We start from the raw sequence: 26,911 nt of genomic DNA, 5'->3' as shown, positions 1-26,911 counted from the left end.
CATGAAATTCGGGATCGACCGCCTGCTGACAGAGCCCGATTTGCAGGAGGCGCTGCAGGGCAAGCGCGTGGCGCTGATCGCGCATCCGGCATCGGTCACACGCGACCTCACACACAGCCTCGACGCGCTCATCGCTGCGGGTATCAATATATCCAGCGCATTCGGCCCGCAACACGGGCTTAAGGGCGACAAGCAGGACAACATGGTCGAAACGTCCGACGAGACGGACCCGATCTATGGTATCCCGGTTTTCAGCCTCTACGGTGAGGTCCGCCGCCCGACCGGACAGATGATGTCCAGTGCGGATGTCTTCCTGTTCGACCTGCAAGACCTTGGTTGCCGGATCTATACCTTCGTCACCACCTTGCTCTACTTGCTCGAAGAAGCTGCGAAGCACGGCAAGGAAGTCTGGGTGCTCGACCGCCCAAATCCTGCCGGACGACCGGTCGAAGGAACCTTGCTGGTGCCGGGCAACGAAAGCTTTGTCGGTGCCGCTCCGATGCCGATGCGTCACGGCCTGACCATGGGCGAGATGGGGCGCTGGTTCGTCGAACAGTTCGATCTGGACGTAAACTACCGTGTCATCACCATGCATGACTGGCTGCCTGAAGCGGGGCCCGGATACGGCTGGCCCGGCGCCGGAGAGCAGGGGCGCATCTGGATCAATCCGTCACCCAATGCCGCCAGTCTCAACATGGCCCGCGCCTATGCCGGCACGGTCATGATAGAAGGCGCTACATTGAGCGAGGGCAGGGGAACGACCCGCCCGCTGGAGGTGCTGTTCGGCGCACCGGACATTGATGCAAAAGCTGTCCTCGCTGAGATGGAGAGATTGCAGCCCGAATGGCTGGCCGGATGCGCACTGCGCGATTGCTGGTTCGAGCCGACTTTTCACAAGCACCAAAGCGCGCTGTGCAACGCAATCATGATCCATGCGGAAGGTCCGTTTTACACGCACGCGGCGTTCAAGCCTTGGCGGATGCAGGCACTGGCATTCAAAGCCATCCGGCGGCTCTATCCCGACTACCAGATCTGGCGGGGCAAGGACTTCAAATACGAATACACCGATGATGTGTTGGCGATCGACGTCATCAACGGCGGGCCTTCCTTGCGCGAATGGGTCGATGATCCTTCCGCAACGCCGCACGATCTCGATACGCTCGCGGCCAATGATGAAGCCAGCTGGATCGCAGCGGTGCGCGAACACCTGCTCTACTGATGGATATAGCGGCGCTCCTATCGCCCATTGCAGTGGAAGATTTCGCAGCTGAGTATCTCGACGATAAACCTTTGCTTATCCGTGGGGCAGACAGCTCCGCAAACAAGGCTCTGGTCGACTGGAGCGGTTTCGAGCAGGTGAGTTCAGTGATGTCCAACTGGCCGGCCAAATGGATCCGGCTCGTTCGTGATGGCGAAGTTCTTGAGAACCGGCATTATCTTGGCAGGGCGATTGATGAAGGCGTTAGTGATACCGCTCGCAGCGAGAGCGTGGATATGGCGCGGGTCCATCGGTATCTGGCGGAAGGCTTCACTTTCGTCGGTTCGCGGCTTGAGCGAGCGGTGCCTGCCGTCGAATCCTTGGCCCGCCAATTCAGCAATCGCTTCTGCGTCCATGCCACCGCCCATGTGTTTTGCTCGTTCAAACGCATTGCCGGGCTTTCGAGCCATTTCGACAATGGCGATGTCTGGGTAGTGCAATGCGAAGGTGAGAAGCGTTGGCAGGTCTTCGCCAATCGGTACCCGAACCCGGTCGCCGGTGAACAGGGCGGGGCCGCGCAGGACTTCGATGCGGGAGAGACCATATTCGACGAAGTGCTCAAGCCGGGCGATGTTCTGTATATTCCCAAGGGATTCTCGCACGCACCGACAGCCGTTAGCAACGCGTCTCTTCATGTGACTTTCGCCTTGCGGCAATTGACTGCCGCGAGCTTGTTCGATCTGCTTCCAAAGATTGCGCTTGAGGATCCTGATTTCCGGCAACAATTGCCCGATTTGCGTGACGGCAGTCATTCCGATGCGGACGAGGTGCTGGCAATTCTCGGAGACAAACTTCGCGACCTCGTCCGCTCCGATGCGGTCAAAAGCGAAATCGCGCGAATGCAGCAGCGCAAATCCCAAAGCTGGTCAAAGCTCGACGTGCCGGAAATTCTCGCGTCCGCACGATATTTTGTCACCGACCAATTGGAACCTTATGCAGCCAGTGAGCTCTTGTCTGCTCGGGAACAGGCAGTGGTGGACTGGATGGTTGGCAAGCCGATGTTCGCGCAATCCGCTCTCGCTGCGGAGTTCAGCTTCTTGTCCAGCACCTGGATCGAGAATTTGTTGATGAAGCTGGTCGACGCCGGGTGCATAGCCAGGGCATCGCGCGGCTAGTCGGGCTCTCGCACTGGCTGCACCAGCGACACCAGCACAAAGCTGATCAGCATCAATAGATACCAGCTGCCCAGCTTGGAAATATGGACCATTTCCCAGCTGTCTTCCTGGCCCGGGTAATTCCATGCATTGGCAAAGGTCGCGATGTTCTCCGCGAACCAGATGAACAAAGCCACCAGACCAAAGCCCAGCAGCAGCGGCATCCACCGGTGCACCCGCCAGTTGCGGAAATGCACTTTCGTTCGCCAGAAAAGCAGCGCAGTGAGAGCAAACAATCCAAGCCGGATGTCGACTGTCCAGTGATGCGCGAAGAAATTGATATAGATCGCGGCGGCCAGCAACCACGTTGCCCAACTGGGCGGATAATGGCTGTAACGGAAATCGAAAATGCGCCAGACCCTTGCGATATAGCTGCCCACCGCAGCGTACATGAAGCCCGAGAAAAGCGGCACCGCACCGATATGCAGCAGGCTGTCTTCCGGGTAGATCCATGACCCTGCGGCGGTCTTGAACAATTCCATCACTGTGCCCACGAGATGGAATATGAGGATGACCTTCGCCTCGTCCCACGTCTCGAGCCGGAACATCAGCATCCCGCCCTGTATCGCAACCGCGGCGAGAGTGAGAAAATCGTAACGGTGAAGCGCGGCGTCTTCGGGATAAAGGAAATGCGTCGCCAGCAGCAGAAACAGCAGCAACCCGCCGAACAGACAGGCCCACGCCTGCTTGAAACCGAACAGCAGAAACTCGTAAAGCCACAGCCGCCATCCAGTGCCCGGATCGAAGTCTTCGAGCCGCTGGCGGAACTGCTGGAAGCGGGAGTGTCTCACGCCCCGTGTTTGCGGCTCAATTCGCGCATCGCGTCGTCGAGCCCGTCGAGCGTCAGCGGATACATCCGGTCATTGACCAGCTGTTTCATCAGTTTCGATGACTGGGAATAGCTCCACTGCTTCTCGGGCACCGGATTGAGCCACACCGTTGCCGGATAGGTGTTGGTCACCCGCTGCATCCAGGTTGCGCCGGCTTCCTCGTTCATATGTTCGACGCTGCCGCCGGGATGAGTAATTTCATACGGGCTCATCGCTGCATCGCCAACAAACACGACCTTGTAATCATGCCCGTATTTGTGGAGCACGTCCCACGTCTTGGTCCGTTCCTGCCAGCGGCGCTTGTTGTCCTTCCATACGCCTTCATACAGGCAGTTGTGAAAGTAGAAGAATTCCAGATTCTTGAATTCCGCCGTGGCCGCACTGAACAGTTCTTCCACCATTTTGATGAACGGGTCCATCGATCCGCCGACATCGAGAAACAACAGCAATTTGACTGCATTACGGCGCTCGGCACGCATGTGGATGTCGAGCCAGCCCTGTTTGGCGGTTCCTTCAATGGTAGCGTCGAGATCGAGTTGGTCCTGCGCGCCTTCGCGAGCGAACCGGCGCAGTCGGCGCAGTGCCATCTTGATGTTGCGCGTGCCGAGTTCCTTGGTGTTGTCGAGGTTCTTGAACTCGCGCTTTTCCCACACCTTGATCGCGCGCTTGTGCTTGCTTTCCCCGCCAATCCGGACACCCTCGGGATTATAGCCCGAGTGGCCGAATGGAGAGGTGCCGCCGGTGCCGATCCACTTGTTGCCGCCTTCGTGCCGCTTTTCCTGTTCCTCGAGCCGCTTCTTTAGCGTCTCCATGATCTCGTCCCAGTCGCCGAGCGACTCGATCGCGGCCATTTCCTCTTCGGTCAGGAACTTCTCAGCTACTGCTTTCAGCCAGTCTTCCGGAATATCGACCGGATTCTGTCCGTAATCGGACATAATGCCCTTGAAAACCTTGTGGAACACCTGATCGAACCGGTCGAGCATGCCTTCATCTTTGACGAAGGTGGCTCGCGACAGGAAATAGAACGCTTCTGGCGTCTGCTCGATCACATCCTTGTCGAGCGCCTCCAGCAGGGTGAGGTGCTCTTTGAAGGAAGCCCCGATCCCGGCCTCACGTAGCTCGTCGACGAAATTGAAGAACATGAGACGCGCTTAGCTCGTCGCAAGTTCCAGCGCCAGCCCCGTGTAGTTCAGCCCTCGGTAGAAACACGCAGCCGCTTAACGCGATGGTAACCACAACGCTCCTAGCTGCACGGACACATCTTCCGGGGGCAGGGCCAATCCAATGAAGCACGAAGTTTTCGAAGCGAGCAACCAGCAGGCAATCGACCGGATTCCGGAGAGCTGCGGCAAGGTCACAGTCGGCTGTTCCGAAGCTGCCGGGATCGTCCAGTCGGTCATCGACACCTCGGAGCGTCTGCGCGCGGAACACAGCGCTCTTCAAGGCACAGTCGCTGAACTGGAAGAAGATCAGCAAAAAGTCTCCGAAGCGAGTGACGAAGCCCGCCTGCTGTCCGAACGGGCCATCGAGCGCCTTGGCCAGGGTACGGAACTGATCCAGTCCTCGTTGGGGGAGATATCCGGCCTGCTCGATCTCGTCGAAACGCTGACTCAGCATGTGACAGGCTTTGCAGCTGCGATGGAGCAGGTGCGCAAGAGTTCACACGATATCGAGCAGATCGCCGAAACCACCAATATCCTGGCGCTCAACGCCACGATCGAAGCCATGCGAGCGGGTGATGCGGGCCGAACGTTTGCGGTAGTCGCAAATGAGGTGAAGAATCTGGCCGGTGAAACCCGCCGCGCGACCGAAGAAATCACCCGCACGATCGATACGCTGGATGCCGAAGCCAACTCGGTTATCGCACAAATCGAAAGCGGCGCTGAAGCGTCGACCAACGCGAAGAGTTCAGTCGCGCAGATTGAACAGACGATCGGCGGGGTCGCGGAGCTGGTCGAGGAAGTCGACCGGCAAAATGACCAGATCGCCCGCTCGACCAGCACGATCAGCAGCCATGTCCACCGGGTGCAGGATGTACTGGAAAACTTCGACAAGGCCGCGTTGCAGAACGAAGCAAAGCTCCAGAGCGCGCACCAGAATATGGAAACGCTGGAAGTCACCGCGAGCGAAATGTTCGACAGCATCGTCAAGGCAGGACTGTCGCCCAACGACAGCATGATGGTCGAAAAAGCCAAACAGCATGCGGCCGATATTGCCGCCGTTGCCGAAAAAGCGATCGCCAGCGGTAAGCTCACCATGGGCATGTTGTTCGATCAGAATTACAGGCAGGTTCCCGGATCGAACCCGCCGCTGTTCCGCACGTCGCTCAGCGACTGGACGGACATCAACTGGCGCCCGATCCTCGATCGCGTTGTCGCCACCGACGATATCATCAAGATGTGTTCACAGGCAGACATGAACGGCTTCCTGCCCACGCATGTTTCCGAACATTCACGGCAACCGACCGGCGATCTTGCCCATGACACGAAATACTGCCGCAATGGCCGGATCATCATGGAAGGCGTGGACGAGATCGCGAAGAAATCGACGGACCCATTCACTATGGCCGTCTATCGTCAGGAAGGCGACGGCAAGCAGCACCTGATCGTCCGCAATGTCTACATCCCGCTCATTATCAACGGCCGCCGCTGGGGCGATTTCGAGGTTGCTTACACCCTCTGACCGTTCGCTCCGCGCCTAAAGCCTGAGGGCGCTCAAGGCTGGCGACGCGACATGAAGGCGAGCCGTTCGAACAGCATGATGTCCTGCTCGTTCTTGAGCAGTGCACCATGGAGCGGCGGAATGGCGTTGTTCGGGTTGCTATCCTGCAGCACTTCGAGCGGCATATCTTCGTTGAGCAGCAGCTTCAGCCAGTCGAGCAATTCGCTGGTCGACGGCTTCTTCTTCAGGCCGGGGACTTCGCGCAGTTCATAAAACACGTCCATCGCTTTCTTGACGAGCGTCTTCTGGATGCCCGGGTAGTGGACATCGATAATATCCTGCATCGTCTCGCGATCGGGAAATTTGATATAGTGGAAGAAACAGCGGCGAAGAAACGCGTCGGGCAGTTCCTTCTCGTTGTTCGAAGTAATGACCACGATCGGGCGTTCTGCCGCGGTGATCGTCTCATGCGTTTCATAAACGTCGAAGCTCATCCGATCGAGCTCTTGCAGCAGATCATTGGGAAACTCGATGTCAGCCTTGTCGATCTCGTCGATCAGCAGGACGGGAAGCTCGGGCGCGGTAAAAGCCTCCCAAAGTTTGCCCTTCTTGATGTAGTTCGAGATGTCATGAACGCGCTCGTCACCAAGCTGACCATCACGCAATCGTGCCACCGCATCATATTCATAAAGGCCCTGTTGCGCCTTGGTGGTCGATTTGATGTTCCACTCGATCAGCGGAGCACCGATAGCCTTGGCGATTTCATGTGCGAGAACGGTCTTGCCTGTACCCGGTTCACCCTTGACCAACAGGGGGCGGCGCAGCGTCACCGCCGCATCGACCGCGACCTTGAGATCGTCGGTGGCGATGTAATTATCTGTGCCAGTGAAGCGCTTGTCGGTCATCGGTTTTCCTCTGCAACTTTACGTGCGCGTTAAGCGAGCGAACGCGAGAGAGCAAGAGCAACGGTGCATGGCAGCACCGTGCCGTTTCAAATGCGGGAGATAGCTGTGATGACTGTCAACGACAGGAAAAACAGCAGCATCAGGGCCGTCGCGACCTGCCACGTTCGGCTCGCCTCGGCCATGCCGCGTCGCCAGGTGAAATGCGCGATTATGCCGGTGACGAGCAAGCCCGCGGCGATGGTATAAAGGCCGGAAAAGCCGAGCAGCAGGAAGAAGATGGCCGGCTGTACGATTACTTGCAGGATCAGCGCGCCGGCAAACCATGCAATCGGGATCGAGCGGTATGCGCCATCCGAAATATACCAGTCCGGCAACGCGGTATCGGCCCGGGCGATGCGGCGGTCGCCCGCCATTATGTCGCCGTCTTCCGGCTCGATCAGCGGTGCGTCATCCTTATGCATCGATAAGATCGCGGTCGACTTCACCGGCACGGTTCTGGATAAAATTGAACCGATGTTCCGGGTTGCGGCCCATCAGCTGGTCAACCAGCTCCTTGACCGCCGCGCGATCTTCGAATTCGGCGGGCAGGGTGATCCGCACCAGAGAGCGGGTCTCGGGCGACATGGTGGTTTCGCGTAGCTGTGACGGGTTCATCTCGCCCAGGCCCTTGAAGCGGCCGACTTCGACTTTCTTGCCTTTGAAGACCGTTGCTTCGAGTTCCGCGCGATGTGCGTCATCGGCGGCGTAACGGCTCTCTTTGCCGGCCGTCAGACGATAGAGCGGCGGTTGAGCGAGGAACAGATGTCCCTTGCGGACGATCTCGGTCATCTCCTGAAAGAAGAATGTCATCAGCAGAGTCGCGATATGTGCCCCGTCGACATCCGCATCGGTCATGATGATGATACGGTCGTAACGCAAATTCTCCGGATCGCAGTCCTTGCGCGTGCCGCAGCCAAGCGCGAGACCGAGATCGGCAATTTCAGCATTGGCGCGGATTTTGTCGGCACTGGCCGAGGCAACATTGAGGATCTTGCCGCGAATCGGCAGGATAGCCTGGGTTTTCCGATTGCGGGCCTGCTTGGCGGAACCGCCAGCAGAATCGCCTTCGACGATGAATAGCTCGGTCTCGGCGTCGGTCTCACCGCTGCAATCGGTGAGCTTTCCCGGCAGGCGCAGCTTCTTGGCACTGGTCGCAGTCTTGCGCTTGATCTCACGCTCCTGCTTGCGCCGGAGCCGTTCATCCATCCGCTCCATCACTTCACCGAGCAGCGCTTTGCCCCGCTCCATATTATCGGTCAGGAAGTGATCGAAATGGTCGCGCACGGCATTCTCGACCAACCGTGCAGCTTCGGGCGAGGTCAGCCGGTCCTTGGTCTGCGACTGGAATTGCGGATCGCGGATAAACACGCTGAGCATCACTTCCGCGCCGGTCATGACATCATCGGCAGAGATGTCCTTTGCCTTCTTGGTGCTGGTCAGCTCGCCGAACGCGCGGAGCCCCTTGGTCAGCGCGGCCCGGACGCCTTGCTCGTGCGTGCCGCCATCCGGAGTGGGGACCGTGTTGCAATACCAGCTGGTCGAACCGTCGGAATAGAGCGGCCATGCGATTGCCCATTCCACCCGGCCTTGTTCGTCGGGAAATTCCTGCGTCCCGGTGAAGGGTTGCGCGGTAACGCATTCGCGCGCGCCGACCTGTTCCGCCAGATGATCCGCCAAGCCGCCGGGAAATTTGAATACCGCTTCGGACGGGACATCTTCGGAAGTCAGGCTTTCAGCACACTTCCAGCGGATTTCCACTCCGGCAAAGAGATAGGCTTTCGACCGGGCCAATTTGAACAATCGGTGCGGTTTGAACTGCCGGTCACCGAATATTTCCGTGTCGGGCGTGAAACTTACCGTTGTTCCGCGGCGGTTCGGTGTCGGTCCGAGCTCTTCCAGCTTGCCGCTGGTCTCTCCCTTGGAGAAGGATTGCGCATATAGTTTCCTGTCGCGAGCAACCTCGACCCGCGTATCGCTCGATAGCGCGTTCACCACGCTCACCCCGACGCCGTGCAAACCGCCCGATGTGGCATAGGCCTTGCCGGAAAACTTGCCGCCGGAATGCAATGTCGAAAGGATCACTTCCAGCGTCGATTTACCCGGGAACTTGGGGTGTTCGTCAACCGGGATCCCGCGCCCGTTGTCCGCTATGGAAAGGCGATTGCCTTCCTCCAACGAAACTTCGATGCGCGATGCGTGGCCTGCCACCGCTTCATCCATCGCGTTGTCGAGCACTTCGGCAGCGAGATGGTGCAGGGCGCGATCATCTGTCCCGCCGATGTACATGCCGGGGCGGCGGCGCACCGGCTCAAGGCCTTCGAGCACCTCGATCGACGAGGAATCATAGTCGCCGCTGGACGCGGGCGTACCTTCAAACAGATCATCAGACATGGGCATGGCTATAGGCTGCGGATTCGCCGCGCCACAAGCAGAAGCTGTGCTTTATCTTCAGTCCTGGAAAGCGGTCGGTGCAGGCGAAACAATCACAACCTGGCCATCGCGGATTTCCCGCACTTCCATGGCGCGTTCGATCACACCGCTGCGATTGAACCGGAACGGGCCATCAAGGCCGAGAAAGCCGCCATCTTCACGCAGTTGGCGAACGGGAAAATCGCGACCGACGCGCCACTCGCGCGCGACCCTGAGGGTCAGGAGCACGCTATCATATCCCAGGGTTGCAATGCGATAAGGCTGATCACCGAAACGCTCACGATAGCTGTCGGCAAAGCGCTTGAACCGTGTATCGGAAATGGCCGAGAACAGCATGCCTCTCATCGCCGTGGTTCGGGTCACACCTGCCTCACCGCTCAGCAGTTCGGTTCCGAGTAGCCGGGCCGGACCTTGTCCGCGCGCCTTCAGTTCGCTTGCTGCCAAAGCCGTCAGGCGGGCCCCGTCAGCGATCAGGACAGTATCGAAACCGCCACGCTGCTGCAGTCTCTGCGCCGCGCTGACGATCGATGTGTTGCTCCGGTCATAGGTTTCTTTTGCCACGACCCGTCCGCCGTTGCCGACCACCGCTGTTTCGAAAGCTGCCTCGACACTGCGGCCGTACTCGCCCTCCGGCACGATGGAGGCGAAATTGGCTGCGCCGTTCTGGCGGGCGTAGCCAACCGTGCGGGCAATTGATTGGGCAGGGATCTGCCCCATCACGAAGACATCTGGCCCTGTGACACTCGCATCATTGGAAAAGGATATGATCGGGACATCGGCCGGACGTGCCTCTGCGAGGACCTGCGGCACATTGTCGGCCAATAATGGACCCAGAATGAGCTTGTTCCCGTCGGCGACCGCCTTGCGCGCTGCCGAACGCGCACCGGACGACGTGTCGTAGGTCGTGATGCGCAGATTGCTCGCACTGGTATCGAGAATCGCCATCATGGTTGCATTGGCAATCGCATTGCCCACCGCGCCATTATCGCCGCTCATCGGTACCAACAGGGCGATCCTGTGACGTGTGTTGTCACCACTTGGCAGCGCAGTGGCGCTCGGCTCCGGCGTTGGATCGGTTGTGGTCGGCCCCGGTGTCGTGGGTGCGGGAGCCTTGGGAATGATCTGGCACCCAGCCAGGAATATGGTCGCCGCGAGGACTGTTAGGCCGCGTCGATCCATGGAATAGCGCTTCATTTCTTGCCGACCCTTCATATTCTGGTCCATGGACGCAGGCAGTGACCCGCAACCCATCTGAACATACCTTGGCACCCGGCCTCTATATCGTCGCGACGCCGATTGGCAATCTTGGCGACATCACGTTACGTGCGGTCGACGTTCTGAAGAATTGTGACCTGGTGGCATGCGAAGACACACGGGTGGCCGGCAAGCTTCTGAAGCATCTCGGCATTTCGAAACCATTGCGGCGGTATGACGACCATAGTGATGCTTCAGCCCGGACCAGGTTGGTCGACGCCATGCGCACCGAAGCAGTGGCCTTGATCAGCGATGCGGGCACGCCGCTAATCAGCGATCCGGGCTATCGATTGGTCGTCGATGCACGACAGCAAGACATTCCCGTCACCACGCTGCCCGGCGCATGCGCGGCCATCGCAGGCCTGACGCTTTCCGGCCTGCCCAACGACCGGTTCCTTTTTGCCGGGTTTCTTCCTTCCAAGGAAAAGGCGCGCAGCGAAATGCTGGCGCAATTGTCGGGCATCGACGCAACTCTGATCTTCTACGAAACCGGCCCGAGGCTGGTGAAGTCCCTGCATGCGATCGAGCGTGAATTGCCGCAACGCACCGTTTCGGTCGCGAGAGAGCTTACCAAGCTTCACGAAGAGGCGCGGACTGATGAGCCTGCAATCCTGGCGGACCACTACACCGCTCATCCGCCGAAGGGCGAAATTGTCCTCCTGGTGGGCCCGCCGCCACCTGCCGAAACGAGTGAGATGGAAGCCGATGCGCTGCTAATGAAGGCTCTTGAGACCCTCAAGACCTCGCAGGCCGCAGCGGAAGTTGCCCGCAAAACGGGGCTCGACCGCAAGACGCTGTACGTCCGGGCAATGGAACTTCGCGGCAAATGAAGCGGCAGCTGGCCGAACGCAGCGGGCGCGACGGAGAGAAGCGCGCTGCGGCATGGCTGATGCTCAAGGGATGGTCGATCCTCGACCGGCGGGTAAAAACACCGGCGGGAGAAATCGACCTGGTGGCAAGACGCGGTGCGCTCATTGCTTTCATCGAAGTCAAATGGCGCAAGCGAAGCGAGGACCTCGATCATGCGATCGACGAATACCGGCTCCGGCGCGTCGCAGCAGCGGCTGAAGCCGTGGCGCACAAATATGCGCTTTCGGGGGAGGACATGCGGATCGATGTCATCCTGCTTGCACCCGGGGGTTTCCCGCGCCACATCGCCAATGCCTACCAGCCCTAAATCGGAACCGGAGCAAACATGAGCCTGCGCGTAGCTGTCCAGATGGACCCGATCGAAAGCGTCAACATTAAAGGGGACTCGAGTTTCGCGCTGATGTTGGGAGCGCAAGCAAGAGGACATAAGGTCTGGCATTACGATGTTACCACACTGGCCTATGAGGACGGCCGGATCACCGCATGGGCACGTCCGCTGACTGTCCAGCGCGTAGAAGGCGCGCATTTCGAGTGGCAGGGCGAGACAAGGAAGATCGATCTCGCCGCCGATATCGATGTGATCCTGATGCGGCAGGACCCACCGTTCGGACTCGGCTATATCAGCGCCGCTCTGCTGCTCGACCGGCTCAAAGGGCATACTCTGGTGGTCAACGACCCGCGCGAAGTGGTCAATGCGCCGGAAAAGATGTTCGTGCTCGACTATGCACAATTCATGCCGCCAACACTGGTCGCGCGTAAGCTGGAAGACATCCGCGCATTTCATGCAAAATATGGTGCGGTTGTGGTGAAACCGCTGCATGGCAATGGCGGCAAGGCGATCTTCAGGATCGAAGCCGACGGCACCAATCTTTCAGCCCTGTCTGAAGTCTTCAATCAGACATGGCCGGAGCCGCATATGGTGCAGCCATTCCTTCCCGAAGTCGCCGAGGGCGACAAGCGCATTGTGCTGGTCGACGGTGAAGTCAGCGGGGCGATCAATCGCTTCCCCGGTGAGGGCGAATTTCGGTCGAACCTTGCGCAAGGCGGATATGCAGAAGCCGCCGAGCTGACGGCTCGCGAAGAGGAAATCTGCGCGGCAATGGGACCGGAACTGAAGAAGCGGGGTCTGGTGTTTGTCGGGATCGATGTGATCGGCGGCAAATGGCTGACGGAGATCAACGTGACGTCACCAACCGGGATCGTCGCGATCGACGAATTTAACGGGACGGACACACCAGCGCTGATCTGGGATGCGATCGAGAGGAGACTGTGATGCGTCTGTTCATTGGCATGATCGCCAGCATATCGGCTGCGGCCACCTTAGCGTCGCCAACGGCTGCCCAGAACGACCCGAAACAGCCGACCGAATACACCGCCATTACGACGCGCACAATCCACATGCCGGCAGAGCCTCCAGTGAACGATGTGGATATACATCGCGTTTCGGCCATGTCTTTCGAACCCGACCAGAGGGCCCTCATACCGTTGGGTAGACTTCCGGTGCGTATGAAGCAGGATGTCGATCTGTATGTCGACCAACAGGGTAAGCCGCTGCGCTGCACCCCCATGGCGGAAGAATTGTCGCCAGCACAGCGCGAGCTTATTTGCGCCGCCTTGATGCAATCGGCCACCGTTACGCCATTCAGTTCCTATGATTTGGCGGGCCAGCATGGACGGATTGCGATCAGCTTCGCTGCACAGCCTGCTCCAACTCATACAATTGCCTTGGATGATCTCGACGCAGGGAGCGCGGAGACTGCCGGCTTCATTGTCAGCGGCTTGGATCGCGAGAGCGGCATCGTTTACAGTTGCTATGCGCGACCTGCGGATGCCCGGATGGTGATCTCTCCGCCGGAGCGGGCAGTACTTTGTGACAAGTTCGAAGACGATGACGAATGGCGAGACACGTCGTGCCGCGAGGTTGACAGCGTGGATAAGAGAAGCGTGAAAATGCGCTGCGACATTCCGGTGAACCGGGCCGACACCACGCTGCAATATTTCTATACGGCGTCTCCGCGCAGCGATGCATTGAAGCGAACTCCGAAATATGCCTCTCGCAAGCTGTCCGAATTGCCCGATTTTACCCGTGATCAGGCGACTATCAGGCCCTCTGCCGCAGCGCGCATCCAGTACCCGAGTCGTGCCATAAGGATGGATCTCGACGGCAGGACCGATGTGATCATCGGGATCAATCGAAATGGCCGGGTCGCCACATGCAGGCCCGTAAAGACTTCGGGCCACGTCTATCTGGATAACGACACCTGCCTGCAGCTGGCCCGTTACGGCCGCTTCGACTTCGCAGAAGGCGAGGGCGATTACGAAGGACTCAAATACCAGGCCATATCGATCAAGTGGGTCGTGCCCGACTAGCCGGACCGGCCGAACTGGTATTCTGGCTATTTCTTTTCGCGCGGATGGGCGTTGCGATAGCTATCCAGCAGCGTTGCGGTATCGACCTTGGTGTATATCTGCGTCGATCCAAGGCTCGCGTGGCCGAGCAATTCCTGCAGGCTTCTCAAGTCAGCGCCAGCACCCAGCAGGTGGGTCGCAAAGCTGTGCCGCAGCGCGTGCGGTGTCGCCGTTGCAGGCAAGCCCAGCGCTTTGCGTGCCTGCGCCATTGCCTTCTGGATCATCCCCGGATTGAGCGGCCCGCCTTTCACGCCCACGAAAACCGGACCGTCTTTCGACAGGGGCCACGGGCAACGCTCGACATAGTCTTCCACCGCTTCGCGAATGATCGGCAGAATCGGAACGATTCGTTGCTTGCGCCCTTTGCCAATCACGGACAGCGTTTCACCCAGTGGCAAATCTCCACCTTTGATCGATAGGGCCTCTGCGATCCGCAAACCGGCGCCATACAGCAACAACAGAACCGCGCGATCTCTCGCGCCGATCCAGTCTTGCTGTCCAAGCGCGGATACCATCTCGGCCACATTGCGCGCATCGTCTGGTGACACCGGGCGGGGCAGACCCTTCTTCAGGCGCGGACCGCGCAGACGCGGGGCTGTGGCATCGTGTCGTCCAGCCTGCTGCCCGGCAAAGGCAATGAAGGCCTTCAGCGCGGAAAGTTCTCGCGCCACCGAAGCGTTGCCCAGACCATCGGCGCGCCGCCGCGCGAGATAGCGGCGCAGTTCGGGCCCGTCGATTGCTGTGATCTGGCCCCAGCTGGCGAACTTCCGAAATGCCAGCAGGCGTGATGCCGCCGACAGGTAGGCCCGCACCGTATGCGGCGATCGATGGCGGTGGTCGGTCAGATGTTCCCGCCATGCCTCAAGGAAATCCGCTTCCGTCACGAAGCAACCAGATCGCTGGCGACCAACTCGCCCAGCAGCGCGTCGAGCACGCCCATACCGGCTTGAGTGGCGCCAATCCTTCCGCCGCGCTCCCACACGAAACCGAGGTTGCGATAGAAGTCGAGCCGCTCCTGATCGACCAGTGCATCGCGCCGGAGATCGAATCGCTGGCCAAGTGCTGTCAGGTCGATCCCCTCGCGTAGTCTCAACCCCATAAGCAAGGCCTCGGTCGCGGCCTCTGCCGGCACGAGTGGGCGCTCTTCCGACAGGCCGCAGCGGTGCTGCTCGATCGCCGAGAGCCAATTCTCCGGTTTCTTGTGGCGCTGGGTCGCGCAGCCCGCCCTGCGCCCATGCGCACCCGGCCCAATCCCGGCATAATCCTGATAGCGCCAATAGGTCAGATTATGGCGGCTCTCCTGCCCTGCCGCTGCGTGATTGCTGATTTCGTAAGCAGGGAGCCCCGCCGCCGAAGTCATTTCCTGCGTTACCGCGAACAGGTCTGCCGCCGGATCATCCTCAAGCGGTGAGAATACGCCCCGCCGAACATCGGTGGCAAAGCGTGTCCCCGGTTCGATCGTCAATTGATAGAGTGAGAGATGCTGCGTCCCGAAGCTCAAGGCGCGCGCAAGCTCTGCACGCCATTGCGCCTCGCTTTGTTTGGGCCGCGCGTAGATCAGGTCGAAACTGACCCGCTCGAACACCCGCTGCGCGATGCCAAGCGCTTCAAGGCTCTCTTCGACCGAATGCAACCGCCCAAGGAAGCCCAGCGTCCTGTCATCGAGCGATTGCAGCCCAAGCGAAACGCGGTTCACCCCGGCAGCGTTCAGATCTGCGAACTTGCCTGCTTCAACCGACGAGGGATTGGCTTCGAGCGTAATCTCGATGCCAGGGTCGAAACCCCACAGTTGCTCCGCTTCGACCAGCAATCGCGCCACCAGTCCGGGCGGCATCAGAGAAGGCGTTCCGCCACCGAAAAATATCGATGTCAGCGGCCCACTGTCCGATACCACGTGCTCGTGCCGCATGTCGGCGAGCATCGCGCGTTCCCACAGGGCGTGATCGACTTCTGCCCGGACGTGACTGTTGAAATCACAATAGGGGCATTTTTTCAGGCAGAAGGGCCAATGGATGTAGAGTGCGCGAGCCATGGTAATCCTATTGTTTCAGGCAGTGTTAACCGCGACAAGCACAAACCGCTTCAGATGGGACGGGTCGCAAAGATATTCGCAATCGGGTCTGCCGCGCTTGGCGTGATAGCTCCGGCCGCGCTGGCTAATGGAGCCTTGCATCCGTTCGAGCGGGAACTGCTGCAGACGCACAACGACGCACGGCGCGATTTCGGTGCGAAACCGCTGCGTTGGGCGGACGATCTTGCACGCGATGCACGGTCCTATGCGGTCGTCCTCTCGCGCAAGGGCAGTTTGGAGCATTCACCTGCCAGTACCCGGCGGGGCGAGGGTGAAAACCTTTGGCAGGGTACCGACCGGGCTTTCACCGCGGGCGACATGATCGGGCGGTTCGTCGACGAAAAACGCTATTTCAAGCCGGGCAAGTTTCCCGATGTCTCGCGAACGGGCAAATGGGTCGACGTCGGTCACTACACACAGATCGTCTGGCCGTGGACAGAAGAGGTCGGGTGTGCGGTCGCCAGCAATGATCGCGACGAATTCCTTGTCTGCCGTTATCGCCCGACCGGGAACATTTACGATTGGCCGATTGCCCCCAAGTAATCAGCCACCAAACTGATCCGCAACCAGCTTGGCAAAGGCATCGGCGCGGTGGCTGATGGCATGTTTTTCTTCCGGGTCGATCTCCGCGAAAGTCTGCTCGCGCCCTTGCGGAACAAATACCGGATCGTAGCCAAATCCCAGTGTGCCGCGGGGTGGCCATGTCAGCGAACCGGGGCATTTGCCTTCATACGCCGCGTATTCTCCATCCGGCCATGCAATCGCCAGCACGCAGTGAAACGCTGCGCTCCGATCGATGTCCGGGCCGAGTTGTTGCAACATGCCTTCGACCTTGCCCATCGCCATGTACCAGTCGCGGCCGGCGTCGCCTTCGAACCACTGGCGCTCTGCCCAATCGGCGGTGTAGACGCCGGGCCGCCCGCCCAACGCATCGACCGACAAGCCGCTATCGTCCGCCAGCGCCACGATCCCGGATGCTTCTGCCGCTGCACGGGCCTTGATCAGCGCGTTTTCCACGAAGGTTTTCCCGGTCTCGGCGGGCTCGGGCAAACCAAGCGATCCGGCACTGATACATTTCAGGCCATAGGGATCGAGCAAGGCGCCGATTTCCTTGAGCTTGCCGGAATTATGGGTGGCGATGACCAGCGAGCCGCCGCCGAGCTTTCTGGTCACTTTACCGCGTCCAACTGAGCCTGGAAAATCCGGTCGCAGCCGATATTGGCGAGGCGAAGCAAGCGAAGCAGGCCCTCTTCATCATAAGTGGCGCCTTCGGCTGTCGCTTGGACTTCAGCGATCTGTCCGCCGGAAATCAACACAAAATTTGCATCGGCGTCGGCATTTGAATCCTCGTCATAGTCCAGATCGAGCACCGGATTGCCGTTATAGATCCCGCAGCTGATCGCCGCGACTTGAGCCGCAATCGGATCGACCTTCAGATCTCCGCTTGCAAGCAAGCCATTCACTGCAAGCCGCAAGGCCACCCACGCGCCGGAAATGGACGCAGTGCGGGTGCCGCCATCGGCCTGAATCACATCGCAATCGAGCGTGACTTGCCGTTCGCCCAGCTTTCTGAGATCGACCACGGCCCGCAAAGAGCGGCCGATCAGCCGCTGGATTTCCTGCGTTCGGCCCGACTGCTTGCCGCGCGCCGCTTCACGCGATCCCCGCGTATGGGTGGCGCGGGGGAGCATCGAATATTCGCCCGTAACCCAGCCTTCGCCTTTCCCGCGCATCCATGGCGGTACATTCCGCTCAACACTGGCAGTGCAAAGCACGCGCGTATCGCCAAAGCTTACGAGGCATGAGCCTTCGGCATGTTTGGTGAAGCCGGTTTCGATTGTAATCTCGCGCATTTCGTCGGGGGAACGGCCGGAAGGTCGCATGGATATTGTCCTTTGCTGAATCGTTGGCGCCGCGTTACGCGCTTGTGGCTTTGAGGCCAATGACTAGATTGACGCTATGCCCACTCCACCCGTCACTGAACTTAACGAACGCGCAAGAGACATCTTTCGGCTTGTGGTCGAGGGATATCTCGACAGCGGGCAGCCGGTCGGATCGAAGGCGCTCTCGGGCGAGGGCGGGGTCGACTTGTCGCCTGCGTCGATCCGGTCGGTTCTGGCCGATCTTGAGAGACTCGGCCTGCTCGCCGCGCCGCACACCAGTGCGGGACGGATGCCGACCGACACGGGCTTGCGATTGTTCGTCGACGGAATGATGCAGGTTGCCGAGCCAAGCCATGAAGAACGCAAGGCGATCGAAGCACGGCTTGCCGCACCTGGGCCGATCGAACAGGCGCTGGAGGCGGCCAGTTCGATGCTTTCCGACCTTTCCGGTGCTGCCGGAATGGTGATGATCCCGAGCCGAGAGCCGCGCCTGGCGCAGATCGCCCTTGTCCCGCTTGGGCAAGGCAAGGCGCTGGCGATACTAGTGGGCGAGGACGGAGGGATCGAGAACCGGGTGGTCGAAATCGGCGACACGCCGGCCAACATCCTCGAGCAGGTAAGCAATTACATCACGGCGCGGCTCGCCGGGCGGACTCTCACCGAAGCCAGCGCAGCGATGCACAAGGAGATTGCCGAAGGTCGTTCAGCGCTCGACAAAGCGAGTCAGGATCTGGTCGAGCGGGGCCTCGCAGTCTGGACAGAGGACGCGGCCAGGCGGCCTGTGCTGATCGTGCGCGGTCAAGCCAATCTGCTCGACGAAAGTGCGCTCGACGATCTCGACAGAGTGCGCTCATTGCTGGACGATCTGGAAAACAAGCAATCCGTCGCTGAATTGCTGGAAGTCGCCCGCGACGCGGATTCGACCCGCATTTTTATCGGCGCAGAAAACAGATTGTTCGCACTTTCAGGCTCGTCCGTAATCGCTTCACCCTACCATGACCGGCAGGGAAAGGTGGTTGGCGTGTTGGGGGTGATCGGTCCCACGCGGTTGAATTACGCGCGCGTCGTCCCCATGGTGGACTTCACAGCCCGATCATTGGGCAAACTTATCGGATAGACACGGATAGCTATGAGCGACGACAAAAAGCGGCCGCAGGACGAAGCCGTAGAACAAGAACTGAAGGGCGTTCCCGAGGAATTCCTCACAGACGAGGACGACGCGGCGGAGGACAGCGAAACCGGCGTCGAGGAGGCGCTGGCGCAGCTGCGTGATGACTTGGAAACTTCCAAGCAGGAAACTCTGTACGCAAAGGCCGAAGCGCAAAACGTTCGGCGCCGGGCGGAGAAGGACATCGCCGATGCGCGGACCTATGCGGCAACCGGATTCGCCCGAGACATCCTGTCTGTGGCGGACAATCTCGCGCGCGCCATCGAAGCTGTGCCGGAAAACCTGCGCGAAGACAGCAAGTTCAAGGGGCTGGTTGTCGGAATAGAAGCCACACAGAGAGAGCTCGACAAGGTTTTCAGCCAGCACGGCATCAGCCGCATCGCAGCCGCGGGCCTTCCGCTTGATCCGAACCAGCATCAGGCCATGATGGAGATCCCGACCGACGAGCATGAGCCCGGCACTATCGTGCAGGAAATGCAGGCCGGATACATGATCCGTGATCGCCTGCTGCGGCCCGCGATGGTCGGGGTCGCAAAGAAACCCGATTGATGCGCATCGGCCTTACAGCAGTACTGGCAGCGGTCACACTGTATGCCGTGCCTGCGTGGGCCGGTGAAGCGCATGATGAACAGATCGCCGAACTGGGCGACGAATATTACGCTTTCGGGCTCGAGCAATCGGGGCGCGAAGTCGATGAGAACGGCAATCGCAAACCGGCCACCCGGCTTTGGAAAGTGACCCCTGCTTCACATCAGGCGCGCGCCGAATTCTATCGTGATTTGTTGGCCCGGCTGAGCGCTGTGCCAACTGATGAACTGTCCGACAGCGCGCGCATCGACGCAGCAGTTATGCGCACCCTGCTGGAAGAGCAGATCGGCGACACAAGGTTTCGCGAATGGGAAATGCCGTTCGATAGCGACAGCAATTTCTGGAGTTATCTCGACTCCGCCAGGGGCTTCAACACCGTTGAGGAATACGAGGCCTATATTTCTCGGATCCGCGACGTGCCGCGTTATTTCAGCGACCATACCGAGAATGCGCGGGCGGGGCTTGCGCGAGGTTTCAGCGTCCCGCGGGTGACCCTCGAAGGTCGCGATGCTTCGATTGCGGCATATGTGGTCCAAAGCCCGCAAGACAGCCCGTTCTGGCGGCCGTTCGAGGCTATGCCGTCACGAATTGCGGAGGACGAAGCCACGCGATTGAAGGATGAGGGGGAGCGGGCCATCCAGCGCTTTGCAACGCCTGCCTATCGCCGGCTGCTGTCCTTTTTTCAGGACGAGTATCTGCCGAAATCGCGGACCTCTTTGGCTGCCTCGCAAATGCCCGAGGGCGCAGAATATTACCAACAGCAAATTCGCCAATACACCACGCTCGAGCTGACCGCGCCGGAAATCCATGAGATCGGCCTTGCCGAAGTCGCGCGGATCACGGCCGAAATGGAAGAGGTGAAGCAAGAGGCCGGGTTCGAGGGCTCACTCGACGAATTCGTCACCTTCCTGCGCACCGATCCGCAGTTTGTGGCCAAGACGCCAGAGGAGCTGATGGGCGTCTCAGCTTACACGGCCAAACGGGTCGACGGCGTGTTGGGCGACTATTTCGGTTTCCTGCCGCGGCACCGTTTCTCGATCCGCGAAGTCGATCCCGCCATAGCACCGTTCTACACGGCGGGACGGGGCGGATACGATGCCTGCCAGATGAACACTTACGACCTGCCGTCGCGACCGCTGTACAACATCCCGGCGCTGACTCTGCACGAATGCGCGCCAGGGCACAGTTTTCAGGCTGCGGTTGCAAATGAACAACCCGAAGCCGCACCGTTTCGGCAACGGGTCTATTTCTCCGGCTTCGGCGAAGGCTGGGGACTGTACACCGAGTATCTCGGCGAAGAGATGGGGATTTACCGCACGCCTTACGAACGCTTTGGCAGGCTGAGCTATGAGATGTGGCGGGCGGTGCGGCTGGTGATCGATACCGGAATTCATCACTATGGCTGGAGCCGTCAGGAGGCAGTCGATTACCTCGCTTCGCGCACGGCGTTGTCAGAGCATGAGGTCGGAACCGAGATCGACCGGTACATCAGCTGGCCGGGCCAAGCCCTGTCTTACAAGTTGGGCGAAATGACCATGCGGCGTGTCCGGGCCAAAGCCGAGGCAGAGCTGGGTGAGAAGTTCGACATCCGCAAATTCCACGATGTGGTGCTTGCACTCGGTTCAGTCCCGCTGCCTGTCCTGGAGGAACGCATCGACGCCTTCATTTCCGATGGCGGTCAAGGGCTGCCAGGCGTGAGCTACGACTGATCAATTGGGGGCCGCACGCCGAGTGCGGCCCCGGCTTGATCAAACAAGTTGCGCGCGGTTCTCGTCTCGGTGCTTCTTCAAATATTTCATGAACGGTGTTCCACCGGTGCCAACGTCCGGATCATTACCGGCGATGCTGCCAGCCTGTTTGTTGATGTAGCTCGCCGCATATTCCAGATGCCTTGTGCGGAACCGCGCGGACTGCTCGAGGCAGGCGTTGAACGCGTCTTTCAGGCTCTGCTTGCCGCTCGCAGTCACGAAATCGCGCAGGGTCGATTGTGCTGCAAGGTCTTCGATGAAGCGGCGATGCTGTACAGGTCGATAGTCGTGCAACTCATCGAGGAAGCTTCGCAAGGGATCGGCTGAATGCCCGACCTGAAACAGCGCATCCATCGCCGGAACGATCGAGCTTTGTGACCCGGTCTGGCCGCGGAACGCCTGCGGTTTGCCGCCGAATTTCTCCACCCCGTCATAGATCAGCCCGCCATCGAGCGCGGGATTGTTTGCCCAGCCATGAATGTAGGGTCTGACCCGGTGAAAATAGATATAGGGATCGCACCGTTCCGGCATGCGGGCGAAGTGTTCGTAAATCCGCTCCCATGCGGCGTCCATTTCGATCAGCAGGCGCTCTGCTTCCGCTTCGTCGCCATTGCTCGCAGCGGTTACCAGTCTTGCTGCATTGTCGAGCAAGACGCCAGCCTCTGCTTCGATCGCGACGTGAATCATGACAAACCAGTTCTCGTCGTCACCGCCGAGGAAGTTCTGATACATGTAGATGTTGTCGAGGGCGATCGGGCCGGATTTATCGAGCCGCGCCCAATTGTCGAGCACATAGCCGGAATAGGGCAGAAGCGCCGCTTGTCCGAGCCTGTCCGCGACTGCCGCCATCGGGCGCGCCAGATTCGCCGGAAGTGACGTGGGAGCCTCGGGCTCGCCCCAGACATAGGATTGCACGAGGAAGGAATAATGCACCATCGCGGTGCGCACTTCCTCTTCAGGGGCGTCCAGTGCCCATTCCTCGAGCACCGGATCGGCCAGATCATCGAGCCAGTGCCTCACTCGGCCGGTCGACAGCAAACCGGAGAGATTGCCCGCTGCCTGTTTTACGCCGTCGAAGCGTGCGGGCAGGGTGACCTCGTCGATTTCATAATGCGAAAGATAGCCGCGCTCACGCGACATGCCGTAATTCTTGATCTCCATGTTGAGGACTCGTTGGCCGGGCGCGGGTTGGGCCGCCCGGACGGCGAAGCGGTATCAACTGAAACCGTTTTGGGCAAGTTACGTTACGGCAATGGTATTTGAGCAGCCAACGACGAACCGCTCTTTCTGCCCTGCATGGCTATCCGCCAGCAACCGGTCGGGTGCCGGAAAACCGCACCAGGAGATCGTAAGCCGATGCATCGGCTACCCCGGCGACCTTCATCCCGTTGCGCAACAAAAACGCGTGTTTGACGATCTCTGCCTGCTGCTCGACTCCATACCGATTGAGCGGCAAGCCCGGACGCAGCGAGTATTCATAAGGCTCCCATGGCAAGCGATTGAAAATCAGCCACCAGCGGCCGAATTTCTGCGCCTGCCAAACATGGACCATCTCGTGGATGAAATGCCCCTGGAGGTGGATCGACGCGGTTGCGAAGTCATCGCAATAGTTTTGACTGCGGGGATGGAAATGCAAATGGCCGAGCGGTGCCATCGTGACTTTGCTCGGCTGGAAGAAAATCCACTTGCGGCGCCGTATCCGGACCGGCGCATAATCGATTTCCGTTCCGAAGATCGACCGGGCCAAAGCGATCTCGCCCGGCGTAAGCGGACGCTCACCCCCGACCGGGCAAAATCCGCCTTCGCTGTGTGGCAAATCGCCTTCGGTCAGCGATCTTCCCCGGCGGCCTGGATCGGCACTGCAACGGTAATTGTCTCTTCGTTGGAGAGCGTCACCGTCATGTTCGTTTCCGCACCGGCCTTGATGTCTTCAGAAGGGTTCATGACCATCACGTGGTAGCCGCCCGGTTCGAATGACAGCGTCTGGCGCGGCCATAGCGTGATCGGCGCTGCTTCGCCCATTGTGGTCTTGCCGTCGATGGTATCGGTCGCGTGAATTTCCGCGCTGCCAGCACCGTCGATTTCCACTGACTTCACGGTCGGACCACCGCCGCTTGCATAGGTCAGATCGAAAAAGGCCACTGCCGGGTTGCCATCGACCGCCGGAAGCATGATCCGTGCATTCTCGACAGTGAGCCGTTCGCCTTTCTTCGTCGCTTCCGGATTGTAATCTTCCCGCGGCCCCTCCGAGCAAGCTGCAAGACTGAAAGACGCTGCAGCCCCTAGGATGGCGAATGTCCTGATCGATTTCATGTTTCGGATTCTCCCGGTTTCAGCGCAAAAACTAGCCCCCCGCGTCCCTTGTGCCAACAAAAACCGCACCTATATCGCCAACATATTCGAGCTGCCGAGCTGCTCCGCCACCACGGGGAGCGAACTGCGCAGCGTCCAACATTGAAAGACGAATGGGGAAATAATGGCCAAAGTTATCGGTATCGACCTCGGGACAACCAACAGCTGCGTCGCCGTAATGGACGGCGGGAAGCCGAAAGTCGTAGAGAATTCGGAAGGCGCGCGCACGACGCCTTCGATCGTTGCTTTCACCAAAGACGGTGAGCGTTTGATCGGTCAGCCGGCCAAGCGCCAGGCAGTGACCAATCCTGACAACACGCTGTTTGCAATCAAACGCCTGATCGGTCGCCGGTTCGATGATCCGATGACCAAAAAGGACATGAAGCTCGTCCCTTACAACATCGTGAAGGGCAAGAACGGCGACGCATGGGTCAAGGCCGGCGATGAAGATTACTCGCCCAGCCAGGTGTCTGCCTTCATCCTCCAGAAGATGAAGGAAACGGCCGAGAGCTATCTTGGCGAAACCGTGACTCAGGCGGTCATTACCGTTCCGGCATATTTCAACGACGCACAGCGTCAGGCAACCAAAGATGCCGGCCAGATTGCCGGCCTCGAAGTCCTGCGCATCATCAACGAGCCGACTGCTGCGGCACTCGCTTACGGAATGGACAAGGAAGATGGCAAAACCATTGCTGTTTATGACCTTGGCGGCGGTACGTTCGACGTGTCGATCCTCGAGATCGGCGATGGCGTGTTCGAAGTGAAATCGACCAATGGCGACACCTTCTTGGGCGGTGAGGATTTCGACGGCGTGATCGTCGAATATCTCGCGGAAGAGTTCAAGAAGAAGGAAAACATGGATCTGAAGACCGACAAGCTCGCTCTTCAGCGTCTGAAAGAAGCGGCGGAAAAGGCCAAGATCGAACTGTCGAGCTCAGCTCAGACGGAGATCAACCTGCCGTTCATCACCGCCCGTATGGAAGGCGGCGCCACTACGCCGCTTCACCTGGTCGAAACGCTCACCCGTTCGAAACTGGAACAACTGGTCGGCGACCTGATCAAGCGCACGCTTGAACCATGCAAGAAAGCGCTGGCCGATGCCGGGATCGAAAAGTCCGGCGTGGACGAAGTTGTCCTCGTCGGCGGCATGACCCGCATGCCCAAGGTGCGCGAAATCGTCGAGGGCTTCTTCGGCAAAAAGCCGCACACCGGCGTGAACCCCGATGAAGTCGTAGCCATGGGCGCTGCGATCCAGGCCGGCGTGCTGCAAGGCGACGTGAAGGACGTGCTGCTGCTTGACGTGACCCCGCTATCGCTCGGCATCGAGACGCTGGGCGGCGTGTTCACCCGCATGATCGACCGGAACACGACGATCCCGACCAAGAAGACGCAGACCTACTCGACCGCTGAAGACAATCAGCAGGCCGTGACGATCCGGGTCTTCCAGGGCGAGCGCGAAATGGCGGCCGACAACAAGATGCTCGGTCAGTTCGACCTGGTCGGCATTCCGGCTGCCCCGCGCGGCGTGCCGCAAGTCGAAGTCACATTCGACATCGATGCCAACGGTATCGTGAACGTTAGCGCCAAGGACAAGGGCACCGGCAAGGAACAGCAGATCCGTATCCAGGCCTCCGGCGGTCTCAACGAATCCGACATCGAACAGATGGTGCAGGATGCCGAAAAGTTCGCCGAGGAGGACAAGAAGCGCAAGGAGCAGGCGGAAGCCCGCAACCAGGCCGACAGTCTGGTCCATGCCACGCAGAAGCAGCTCGACGAGCACGGGGACAAGGTCGACGACGAAACCAAGTCGGCGATCGAAACCGCGCTGGCTGAAACCAAGACCGCTCTCGAAGGCGACGACGTCGATGCGATCAATGCGAAGGCACAGGCGTTGACCGATGCTGCCATGAAGATGGGTCAGCAGATTTACGAGAAAGAGCAAGCTAACGCCGCTTCGGGCGATGATGCGGCAGATGCAGACAGCGCCGCCTCGGATGCCGACGAAGAAGTGGTCGACGCCGAATTCTCCGAAGTCGACGAAGACAACAAGGGCTGAGGCCCGATGAAAGACCAGACCGCCGCCGAAGCAGATCGCCTCGGCGGCGGTTAGGTTTGGGATCACACCATGTCTTCTGCCGAAATCGATTTTTACGACTTGCTCGAAGTCAGCCGCGACGCGGACGAGCGGACGCTCAAATCCGCCTATCGCAAGCTGGCGATGCAATTTCACCCTGACCGCAACCCGGGCTGTGCCGATTCAGAGGCCAAGTTCAAGGCGATCGGTGGTGCCTACGAGGTTCTGAAAGATCCGCAAAAACGCGCTGCCTATGATCAGTTCGGTCATGCCGCCTTCCAGCAAGGGATGGGCGGGAACGGAGGCGGCGGATTTGGCGGCCAGGATTTCGGCGATATCGGGGACATATTCGAAACCATCTTTGGCAGCGCATTTAGCGGCGCGACCGGCCAGCAGCGTCCGCGCCGCGGAGCCGACTTGCGCTACGACATGCAAATCTCGCTCGAGGAAGCCTTCCATGGCAAATCGACCGAAATCGAGATCGAAGTCTCGCAAAGCTGCGACACATGTAGCGGCTCCGGCTCTGAACCGGGCACCGGTACGCGCGGCTGCAACCTGTGCAACGGCTATGGCAAGGTTCGCGCAAAGCAGGGGTTTTTCGTCGTCGAACGCCCTTGTCCCAATTGCCATGGACGCGGCGAAGTTATCGAGAAGCCCTGCAGTGACTGCCGCGGAGAAGGGCGGGTCGACAAGGCCGTAAAGCTTGAAGTGGATGTGCCCCCCGGGGTTGATACCGGCACACGCATTCGCCTTTCAGGCAAGGGCGAAGCGGGACCACGCGGCGCACCGCCCGGCGATCTCTACATCTTTGTGCATGTGAAGCCGCACACCGTGTTCGAACGCGAAGGCACGACCTTGCTGACCCGCGTGCCGATCAGTTTCACCACAGCGTCACTGGGCGGTTGTGTCGATATCCCCGACCTCTCGGGCGAAACAAACAATGTCGATATCCCCTCCGGGATCCAGTCGGGCAAGCAGTTGCGCGTGCGCGGTGCCGGTATGCCGGTCCTTCAGGGGCGCGGGCGCGGTGACATGGTTGTCGAAATTTCTGTTGAAACCCCGACCAAGCTGTCGAAAGCGCAGCGGGAAATCCTCGAGCAGTTCCGACAGACTGAAACCGGCGACGAGTGCCCTGAAAGCCGCGGCTTCTTCAACAAGCTGAAGGAAGCATTCGGCGCCTAGACTCGACTTCGTAGGAGCTGGTCACATTTCCGAAT

Annotated in this window: 26 protein-coding genes; 13 read left to right on the top strand and 13 right to left on the bottom strand. The window is 59.6% G+C overall.

The genetic code is table 11. The features are described 5' to 3' along the window. The first annotated feature begins 1 nt into the window (after position 1). Both E0502_RS13190 and E0502_RS13185 read left to right on the top strand, forming a co-directional pair. Complete coding sequence (locus E0502_RS13190; RefSeq protein WP_137678450.1) at positions 2 to 1,219, top strand: exo-beta-N-acetylmuramidase NamZ family protein; 1,218 nt, start codon at positions 2 to 4, stop codon at positions 1,217 to 1,219. Next, on the top strand, positions 1,219 to 2,373 hold the full coding sequence (locus E0502_RS13185; RefSeq protein ID WP_137678449.1) for a JmjC domain-containing protein: 1,155 nt from the start codon (positions 1,219 to 1,221) through the stop codon (positions 2,371 to 2,373). The genes E0502_RS13190 and E0502_RS13185 overlap by 1 nt, the downstream gene beginning before the upstream one ends. Here the strand turns inward: E0502_RS13185 and E0502_RS13180 are convergent. Both E0502_RS13180 and E0502_RS13175 read right to left on the bottom strand, forming a co-directional pair. After that, positions 2,370 to 3,203 carry a DUF817 domain-containing protein gene (locus tag E0502_RS13180; protein WP_137678448.1) on the bottom strand — a complete coding sequence of 278 codons (834 nt, stop codon included), beginning with the start codon at positions 3,201 to 3,203 and terminating at the stop codon, positions 2,370 to 2,372. The genes E0502_RS13185 and E0502_RS13180 overlap by 4 nt on opposite strands. Beyond that, complete coding sequence (locus E0502_RS13175; RefSeq protein WP_137678447.1) at positions 3,200 to 4,384, bottom strand: vWA domain-containing protein; 1,185 nt, start codon at positions 4,382 to 4,384, stop codon at positions 3,200 to 3,202. Before E0502_RS13175 ends, E0502_RS13180 begins: the two co-directional genes overlap by 4 nt. Positions 4,385 to 4,526: 142 nt before the next feature. Between E0502_RS13175 and E0502_RS13170 the strand changes: the two genes are divergently transcribed. Then, positions 4,527 to 5,924 (top strand): methyl-accepting chemotaxis protein, encoded by a 1,398-nt coding sequence (locus E0502_RS13170; protein WP_137678446.1) that lies wholly within the window; start codon positions 4,527 to 4,529, stop codon positions 5,922 to 5,924. 32 nt (positions 5,925 to 5,956) lie between these two features. On the opposite strand, the gene E0502_RS13165 is transcribed toward E0502_RS13170, so the two are convergent. The 4 genes from E0502_RS13165 to E0502_RS13150 all read right to left on the bottom strand — a co-directional run bounded on the left by E0502_RS13165 (position 5,957) and on the right by E0502_RS13150 (position 10,471). Beyond that, complete coding sequence (locus tag E0502_RS13165) at positions 5,957 to 6,808, bottom strand: AAA family ATPase (RefSeq protein WP_137678445.1); 852 nt, start codon at positions 6,806 to 6,808, stop codon at positions 5,957 to 5,959. A gap of 86 nt (positions 6,809 to 6,894) precedes the next feature. After that, entirely contained in the window at positions 6,895 to 7,269 is a 375-nt protein-coding gene (locus E0502_RS13160; RefSeq protein ID WP_137678444.1) for a hypothetical protein, read from the bottom strand. After that, positions 7,262 to 9,238, bottom strand: coding sequence for a DNA topoisomerase IV subunit B (gene parE / locus E0502_RS13155; protein ID WP_137678443.1), 1,977 nt, complete (start codon positions 9,236 to 9,238; stop codon positions 7,262 to 7,264). The genes E0502_RS13160 and parE overlap by 8 nt, the downstream gene beginning before the upstream one ends. Before the next feature lie 57 nt (positions 9,239 to 9,295). Further along, positions 9,296 to 10,471: a penicillin-binding protein activator gene (locus E0502_RS13150; RefSeq protein WP_240049089.1), complete on the bottom strand. Its 1,176-nt coding sequence runs from the start codon at positions 10,469 to 10,471 to the stop codon at positions 9,296 to 9,298. Positions 10,472 to 10,512: 41 nt separating this feature from the next. Between E0502_RS13150 and rsmI the strand changes: the two genes are divergently transcribed. Genes rsmI through E0502_RS13130 form a run of 4 tightly spaced genes read left to right on the top strand, consistent with a single transcriptional unit; the run spans position 10,513 to position 13,771 of the window. After that, entirely contained in the window at positions 10,513 to 11,361 is an 849-nt protein-coding gene (rsmI, locus tag E0502_RS13145) for a 16S rRNA (cytidine(1402)-2'-O)-methyltransferase (protein WP_137678442.1), read from the top strand. Then, complete coding sequence (locus E0502_RS13140; protein WP_137678441.1) at positions 11,358 to 11,708, top strand: YraN family protein; 351 nt, start codon at positions 11,358 to 11,360, stop codon at positions 11,706 to 11,708. The genes rsmI and E0502_RS13140 overlap by 4 nt, the downstream gene beginning before the upstream one ends. An 18-nt stretch (positions 11,709 to 11,726) precedes the next feature. Next, entirely contained in the window at positions 11,727 to 12,674 is a 948-nt protein-coding gene (gene gshB / locus E0502_RS13135; protein WP_137678440.1) for a glutathione synthase, read from the top strand. Continuing rightward, complete coding sequence (locus E0502_RS13130; protein ID WP_137678439.1) at positions 12,674 to 13,771, top strand: energy transducer TonB; 1,098 nt, start codon at positions 12,674 to 12,676, stop codon at positions 13,769 to 13,771. The genes gshB and E0502_RS13130 overlap by 1 nt, the downstream gene beginning before the upstream one ends. Before the next feature lie 26 nt (positions 13,772 to 13,797). Here E0502_RS13130 and E0502_RS13125 read toward each other — a convergent pair whose 3' ends face one another. After that, entirely contained in the window at positions 13,798 to 14,694 is an 897-nt protein-coding gene (locus tag E0502_RS13125; protein ID WP_137678438.1) for a tyrosine recombinase XerC, read from the bottom strand. Beyond that, entirely contained in the window at positions 14,691 to 15,842 is a 1,152-nt protein-coding gene (gene hemW, locus E0502_RS13120; protein ID WP_137678437.1) for a radical SAM family heme chaperone HemW, read from the bottom strand. The genes E0502_RS13125 and hemW overlap by 4 nt, the downstream gene beginning before the upstream one ends. Positions 15,843 to 15,896: 54 nt before the next feature. Between hemW and E0502_RS13115 the strand changes: the two genes are divergently transcribed. Continuing rightward, positions 15,897 to 16,424 (top strand): CAP domain-containing protein, encoded by a 528-nt coding sequence (locus E0502_RS13115; RefSeq protein ID WP_161593781.1) that lies wholly within the window; start codon positions 15,897 to 15,899, stop codon positions 16,422 to 16,424. Here the strand turns inward: E0502_RS13115 and rdgB are convergent, their stop codons facing one another. Then, positions 16,425 to 17,054 carry an RdgB/HAM1 family non-canonical purine NTP pyrophosphatase gene (gene rdgB / locus E0502_RS13110; RefSeq protein WP_137678435.1) on the bottom strand — a complete coding sequence of 210 codons (630 nt, stop codon included), beginning with the start codon at positions 17,052 to 17,054 and terminating at the stop codon, positions 16,425 to 16,427. Then, positions 17,051 to 17,764: a ribonuclease PH gene (gene rph, locus E0502_RS13105; RefSeq protein ID WP_137678434.1), complete on the bottom strand. Its 714-nt coding sequence runs from the start codon at positions 17,762 to 17,764 to the stop codon at positions 17,051 to 17,053. The genes rdgB and rph overlap by 4 nt, the downstream gene beginning before the upstream one ends. A gap of 76 nt (positions 17,765 to 17,840) precedes the next feature. Here rph and hrcA point away from each other — a divergent pair, with 76 nt between their 5' ends. Genes hrcA through E0502_RS13090 form a run of 3 tightly spaced genes read left to right on the top strand, consistent with a single transcriptional unit; the run spans position 17,841 to position 21,229 of the window. Continuing rightward, positions 17,841 to 18,881, top strand: coding sequence for a heat-inducible transcriptional repressor HrcA (gene hrcA, locus E0502_RS13100; protein WP_137678433.1), 1,041 nt, complete (start codon positions 17,841 to 17,843; stop codon positions 18,879 to 18,881). 12 nt (positions 18,882 to 18,893) lie between these two features. Further along, positions 18,894 to 19,481 carry a nucleotide exchange factor GrpE gene (grpE, locus tag E0502_RS13095; RefSeq protein WP_137678432.1) on the top strand — a complete coding sequence of 196 codons (588 nt, stop codon included), beginning with the start codon at positions 18,894 to 18,896 and terminating at the stop codon, positions 19,479 to 19,481. Beyond that, positions 19,481 to 21,229 (top strand): DUF885 domain-containing protein, encoded by a 1,749-nt coding sequence (locus tag E0502_RS13090; protein ID WP_137678431.1) that lies wholly within the window; start codon positions 19,481 to 19,483, stop codon positions 21,227 to 21,229. The genes grpE and E0502_RS13090 overlap by 1 nt, the downstream gene beginning before the upstream one ends. Before the next feature lie 39 nt (positions 21,230 to 21,268). Here the strand turns inward: E0502_RS13090 and E0502_RS13085 are convergent, their stop codons facing one another. The 3 genes from E0502_RS13085 to E0502_RS13075 form a co-directional block, all read right to left on the bottom strand. Further along, positions 21,269 to 22,429: a PrnB family protein gene (locus tag E0502_RS13085; protein WP_137678430.1), complete on the bottom strand. Its 1,161-nt coding sequence runs from the start codon at positions 22,427 to 22,429 to the stop codon at positions 21,269 to 21,271. Between the two features lie 139 nt (positions 22,430 to 22,568). After that, positions 22,569 to 23,084: a vgr related protein gene (locus tag E0502_RS13080; protein ID WP_137678429.1), complete on the bottom strand. Its 516-nt coding sequence runs from the start codon at positions 23,082 to 23,084 to the stop codon at positions 22,569 to 22,571. An 11-nt stretch (positions 23,085 to 23,095) separates the two neighbouring features. After that, on the bottom strand, positions 23,096 to 23,581 hold the full coding sequence (locus E0502_RS13075; protein WP_137678428.1) for a copper chaperone PCu(A)C: 486 nt from the start codon (positions 23,579 to 23,581) through the stop codon (positions 23,096 to 23,098). Between the two features lie 163 nt (positions 23,582 to 23,744). Between E0502_RS13075 and dnaK the strand changes: the two genes are divergently transcribed. Together dnaK and dnaJ are read left to right on the top strand one after the other, a co-directional pair. Next, positions 23,745 to 25,676: a molecular chaperone DnaK gene (gene dnaK, locus E0502_RS13070; RefSeq protein WP_137678427.1), complete on the top strand. Its 1,932-nt coding sequence runs from the start codon at positions 23,745 to 23,747 to the stop codon at positions 25,674 to 25,676. A 69-nt stretch (positions 25,677 to 25,745) separates the two neighbouring features. Next, positions 25,746 to 26,876, top strand: a complete 1,131-nt coding sequence (gene dnaJ, locus E0502_RS13065; RefSeq protein ID WP_137678426.1) for a molecular chaperone DnaJ — start codon at positions 25,746 to 25,748, stop codon at positions 26,874 to 26,876. Positions 26,877 to 26,911: the final 35 nt, after the last annotated feature.

It is taken from the genome of Parerythrobacter lutipelagi, from assembly GCF_005434975.1.
In the GTDB taxonomy this organism is placed as follows: Bacteria; Pseudomonadota; Alphaproteobacteria; order Sphingomonadales; family Sphingomonadaceae; genus Parerythrobacter_A; species Parerythrobacter_A lutipelagi.
Note: the sequence above shows the minus strand (reverse complement) of the source record. Positions and strands in the feature narration are given on the sequence as shown.

Excerpts from the sequence above, each read along its gene's own strand:
- E0502_RS13190 (WP_137678450.1), top strand. The coding sequence starts at position 2 with ATGAAATTCGGGATCGACCGCCTGCTGACAGAGCCCGATTTGCAGGAG.
- E0502_RS13185 (WP_137678449.1), top strand. The coding sequence starts at position 1,219 with ATGGATATAGCGGCGCTCCTATCGCCCATTGCAGTGGAAGATTTCGCA.
- E0502_RS13175 (WP_137678447.1), bottom strand. The coding sequence starts at position 4,384 with ATGTTCTTCAATTTCGTCGACGAGCTACGTGAGGCCGGGATCGGGGCT.
- E0502_RS13170 (WP_137678446.1), top strand. The coding sequence starts at position 4,527 with ATGAAGCACGAAGTTTTCGAAGCGAGCAACCAGCAGGCAATCGACCGG.
- E0502_RS13165 (WP_137678445.1), bottom strand. The coding sequence starts at position 6,808 with ATGACCGACAAGCGCTTCACTGGCACAGATAATTACATCGCCACCGAC.
- E0502_RS13160 (WP_137678444.1), bottom strand. The coding sequence starts at position 7,269 with ATGCATAAGGATGACGCACCGCTGATCGAGCCGGAAGACGGCGACATA.
- parE (WP_137678443.1), bottom strand. The coding sequence starts at position 9,238 with ATGTCTGATGATCTGTTTGAAGGTACGCCCGCGTCCAGCGGCGACTAT.
- E0502_RS13150 (WP_240049089.1), bottom strand. The coding sequence starts at position 10,471 with ATGAAGCGCTATTCCATGGATCGACGCGGCCTAACAGTCCTCGCGGCG.
- E0502_RS13140 (WP_137678441.1), top strand. The coding sequence starts at position 11,358 with ATGAAGCGGCAGCTGGCCGAACGCAGCGGGCGCGACGGAGAGAAGCGC.
- gshB (WP_137678440.1), top strand. The coding sequence starts at position 11,727 with ATGAGCCTGCGCGTAGCTGTCCAGATGGACCCGATCGAAAGCGTCAAC.
- E0502_RS13130 (WP_137678439.1), top strand. The coding sequence starts at position 12,674 with ATGCGTCTGTTCATTGGCATGATCGCCAGCATATCGGCTGCGGCCACC.
- hemW (WP_137678437.1), bottom strand. The coding sequence starts at position 15,842 with ATGGCTCGCGCACTCTACATCCATTGGCCCTTCTGCCTGAAAAAATGC.
- E0502_RS13115 (WP_161593781.1), top strand. The coding sequence starts at position 15,897 with ATGGGACGGGTCGCAAAGATATTCGCAATCGGGTCTGCCGCGCTTGGC.
- rph (WP_137678434.1), bottom strand. The coding sequence starts at position 17,764 with ATGCGACCTTCCGGCCGTTCCCCCGACGAAATGCGCGAGATTACAATC.
- hrcA (WP_137678433.1), top strand. The coding sequence starts at position 17,841 with ATGCCCACTCCACCCGTCACTGAACTTAACGAACGCGCAAGAGACATC.
- grpE (WP_137678432.1), top strand. The coding sequence starts at position 18,894 with ATGAGCGACGACAAAAAGCGGCCGCAGGACGAAGCCGTAGAACAAGAA.
- E0502_RS13090 (WP_137678431.1), top strand. The coding sequence starts at position 19,481 with ATGCGCATCGGCCTTACAGCAGTACTGGCAGCGGTCACACTGTATGCC.
- E0502_RS13085 (WP_137678430.1), bottom strand. The coding sequence starts at position 22,429 with ATGGAGATCAAGAATTACGGCATGTCGCGTGAGCGCGGCTATCTTTCG.
- E0502_RS13075 (WP_137678428.1), bottom strand. The coding sequence starts at position 23,581 with ATGAAATCGATCAGGACATTCGCCATCCTAGGGGCTGCAGCGTCTTTC.
- dnaK (WP_137678427.1), top strand. The coding sequence starts at position 23,745 with ATGGCCAAAGTTATCGGTATCGACCTCGGGACAACCAACAGCTGCGTC.
- dnaJ (WP_137678426.1), top strand. The coding sequence starts at position 25,746 with ATGTCTTCTGCCGAAATCGATTTTTACGACTTGCTCGAAGTCAGCCGC.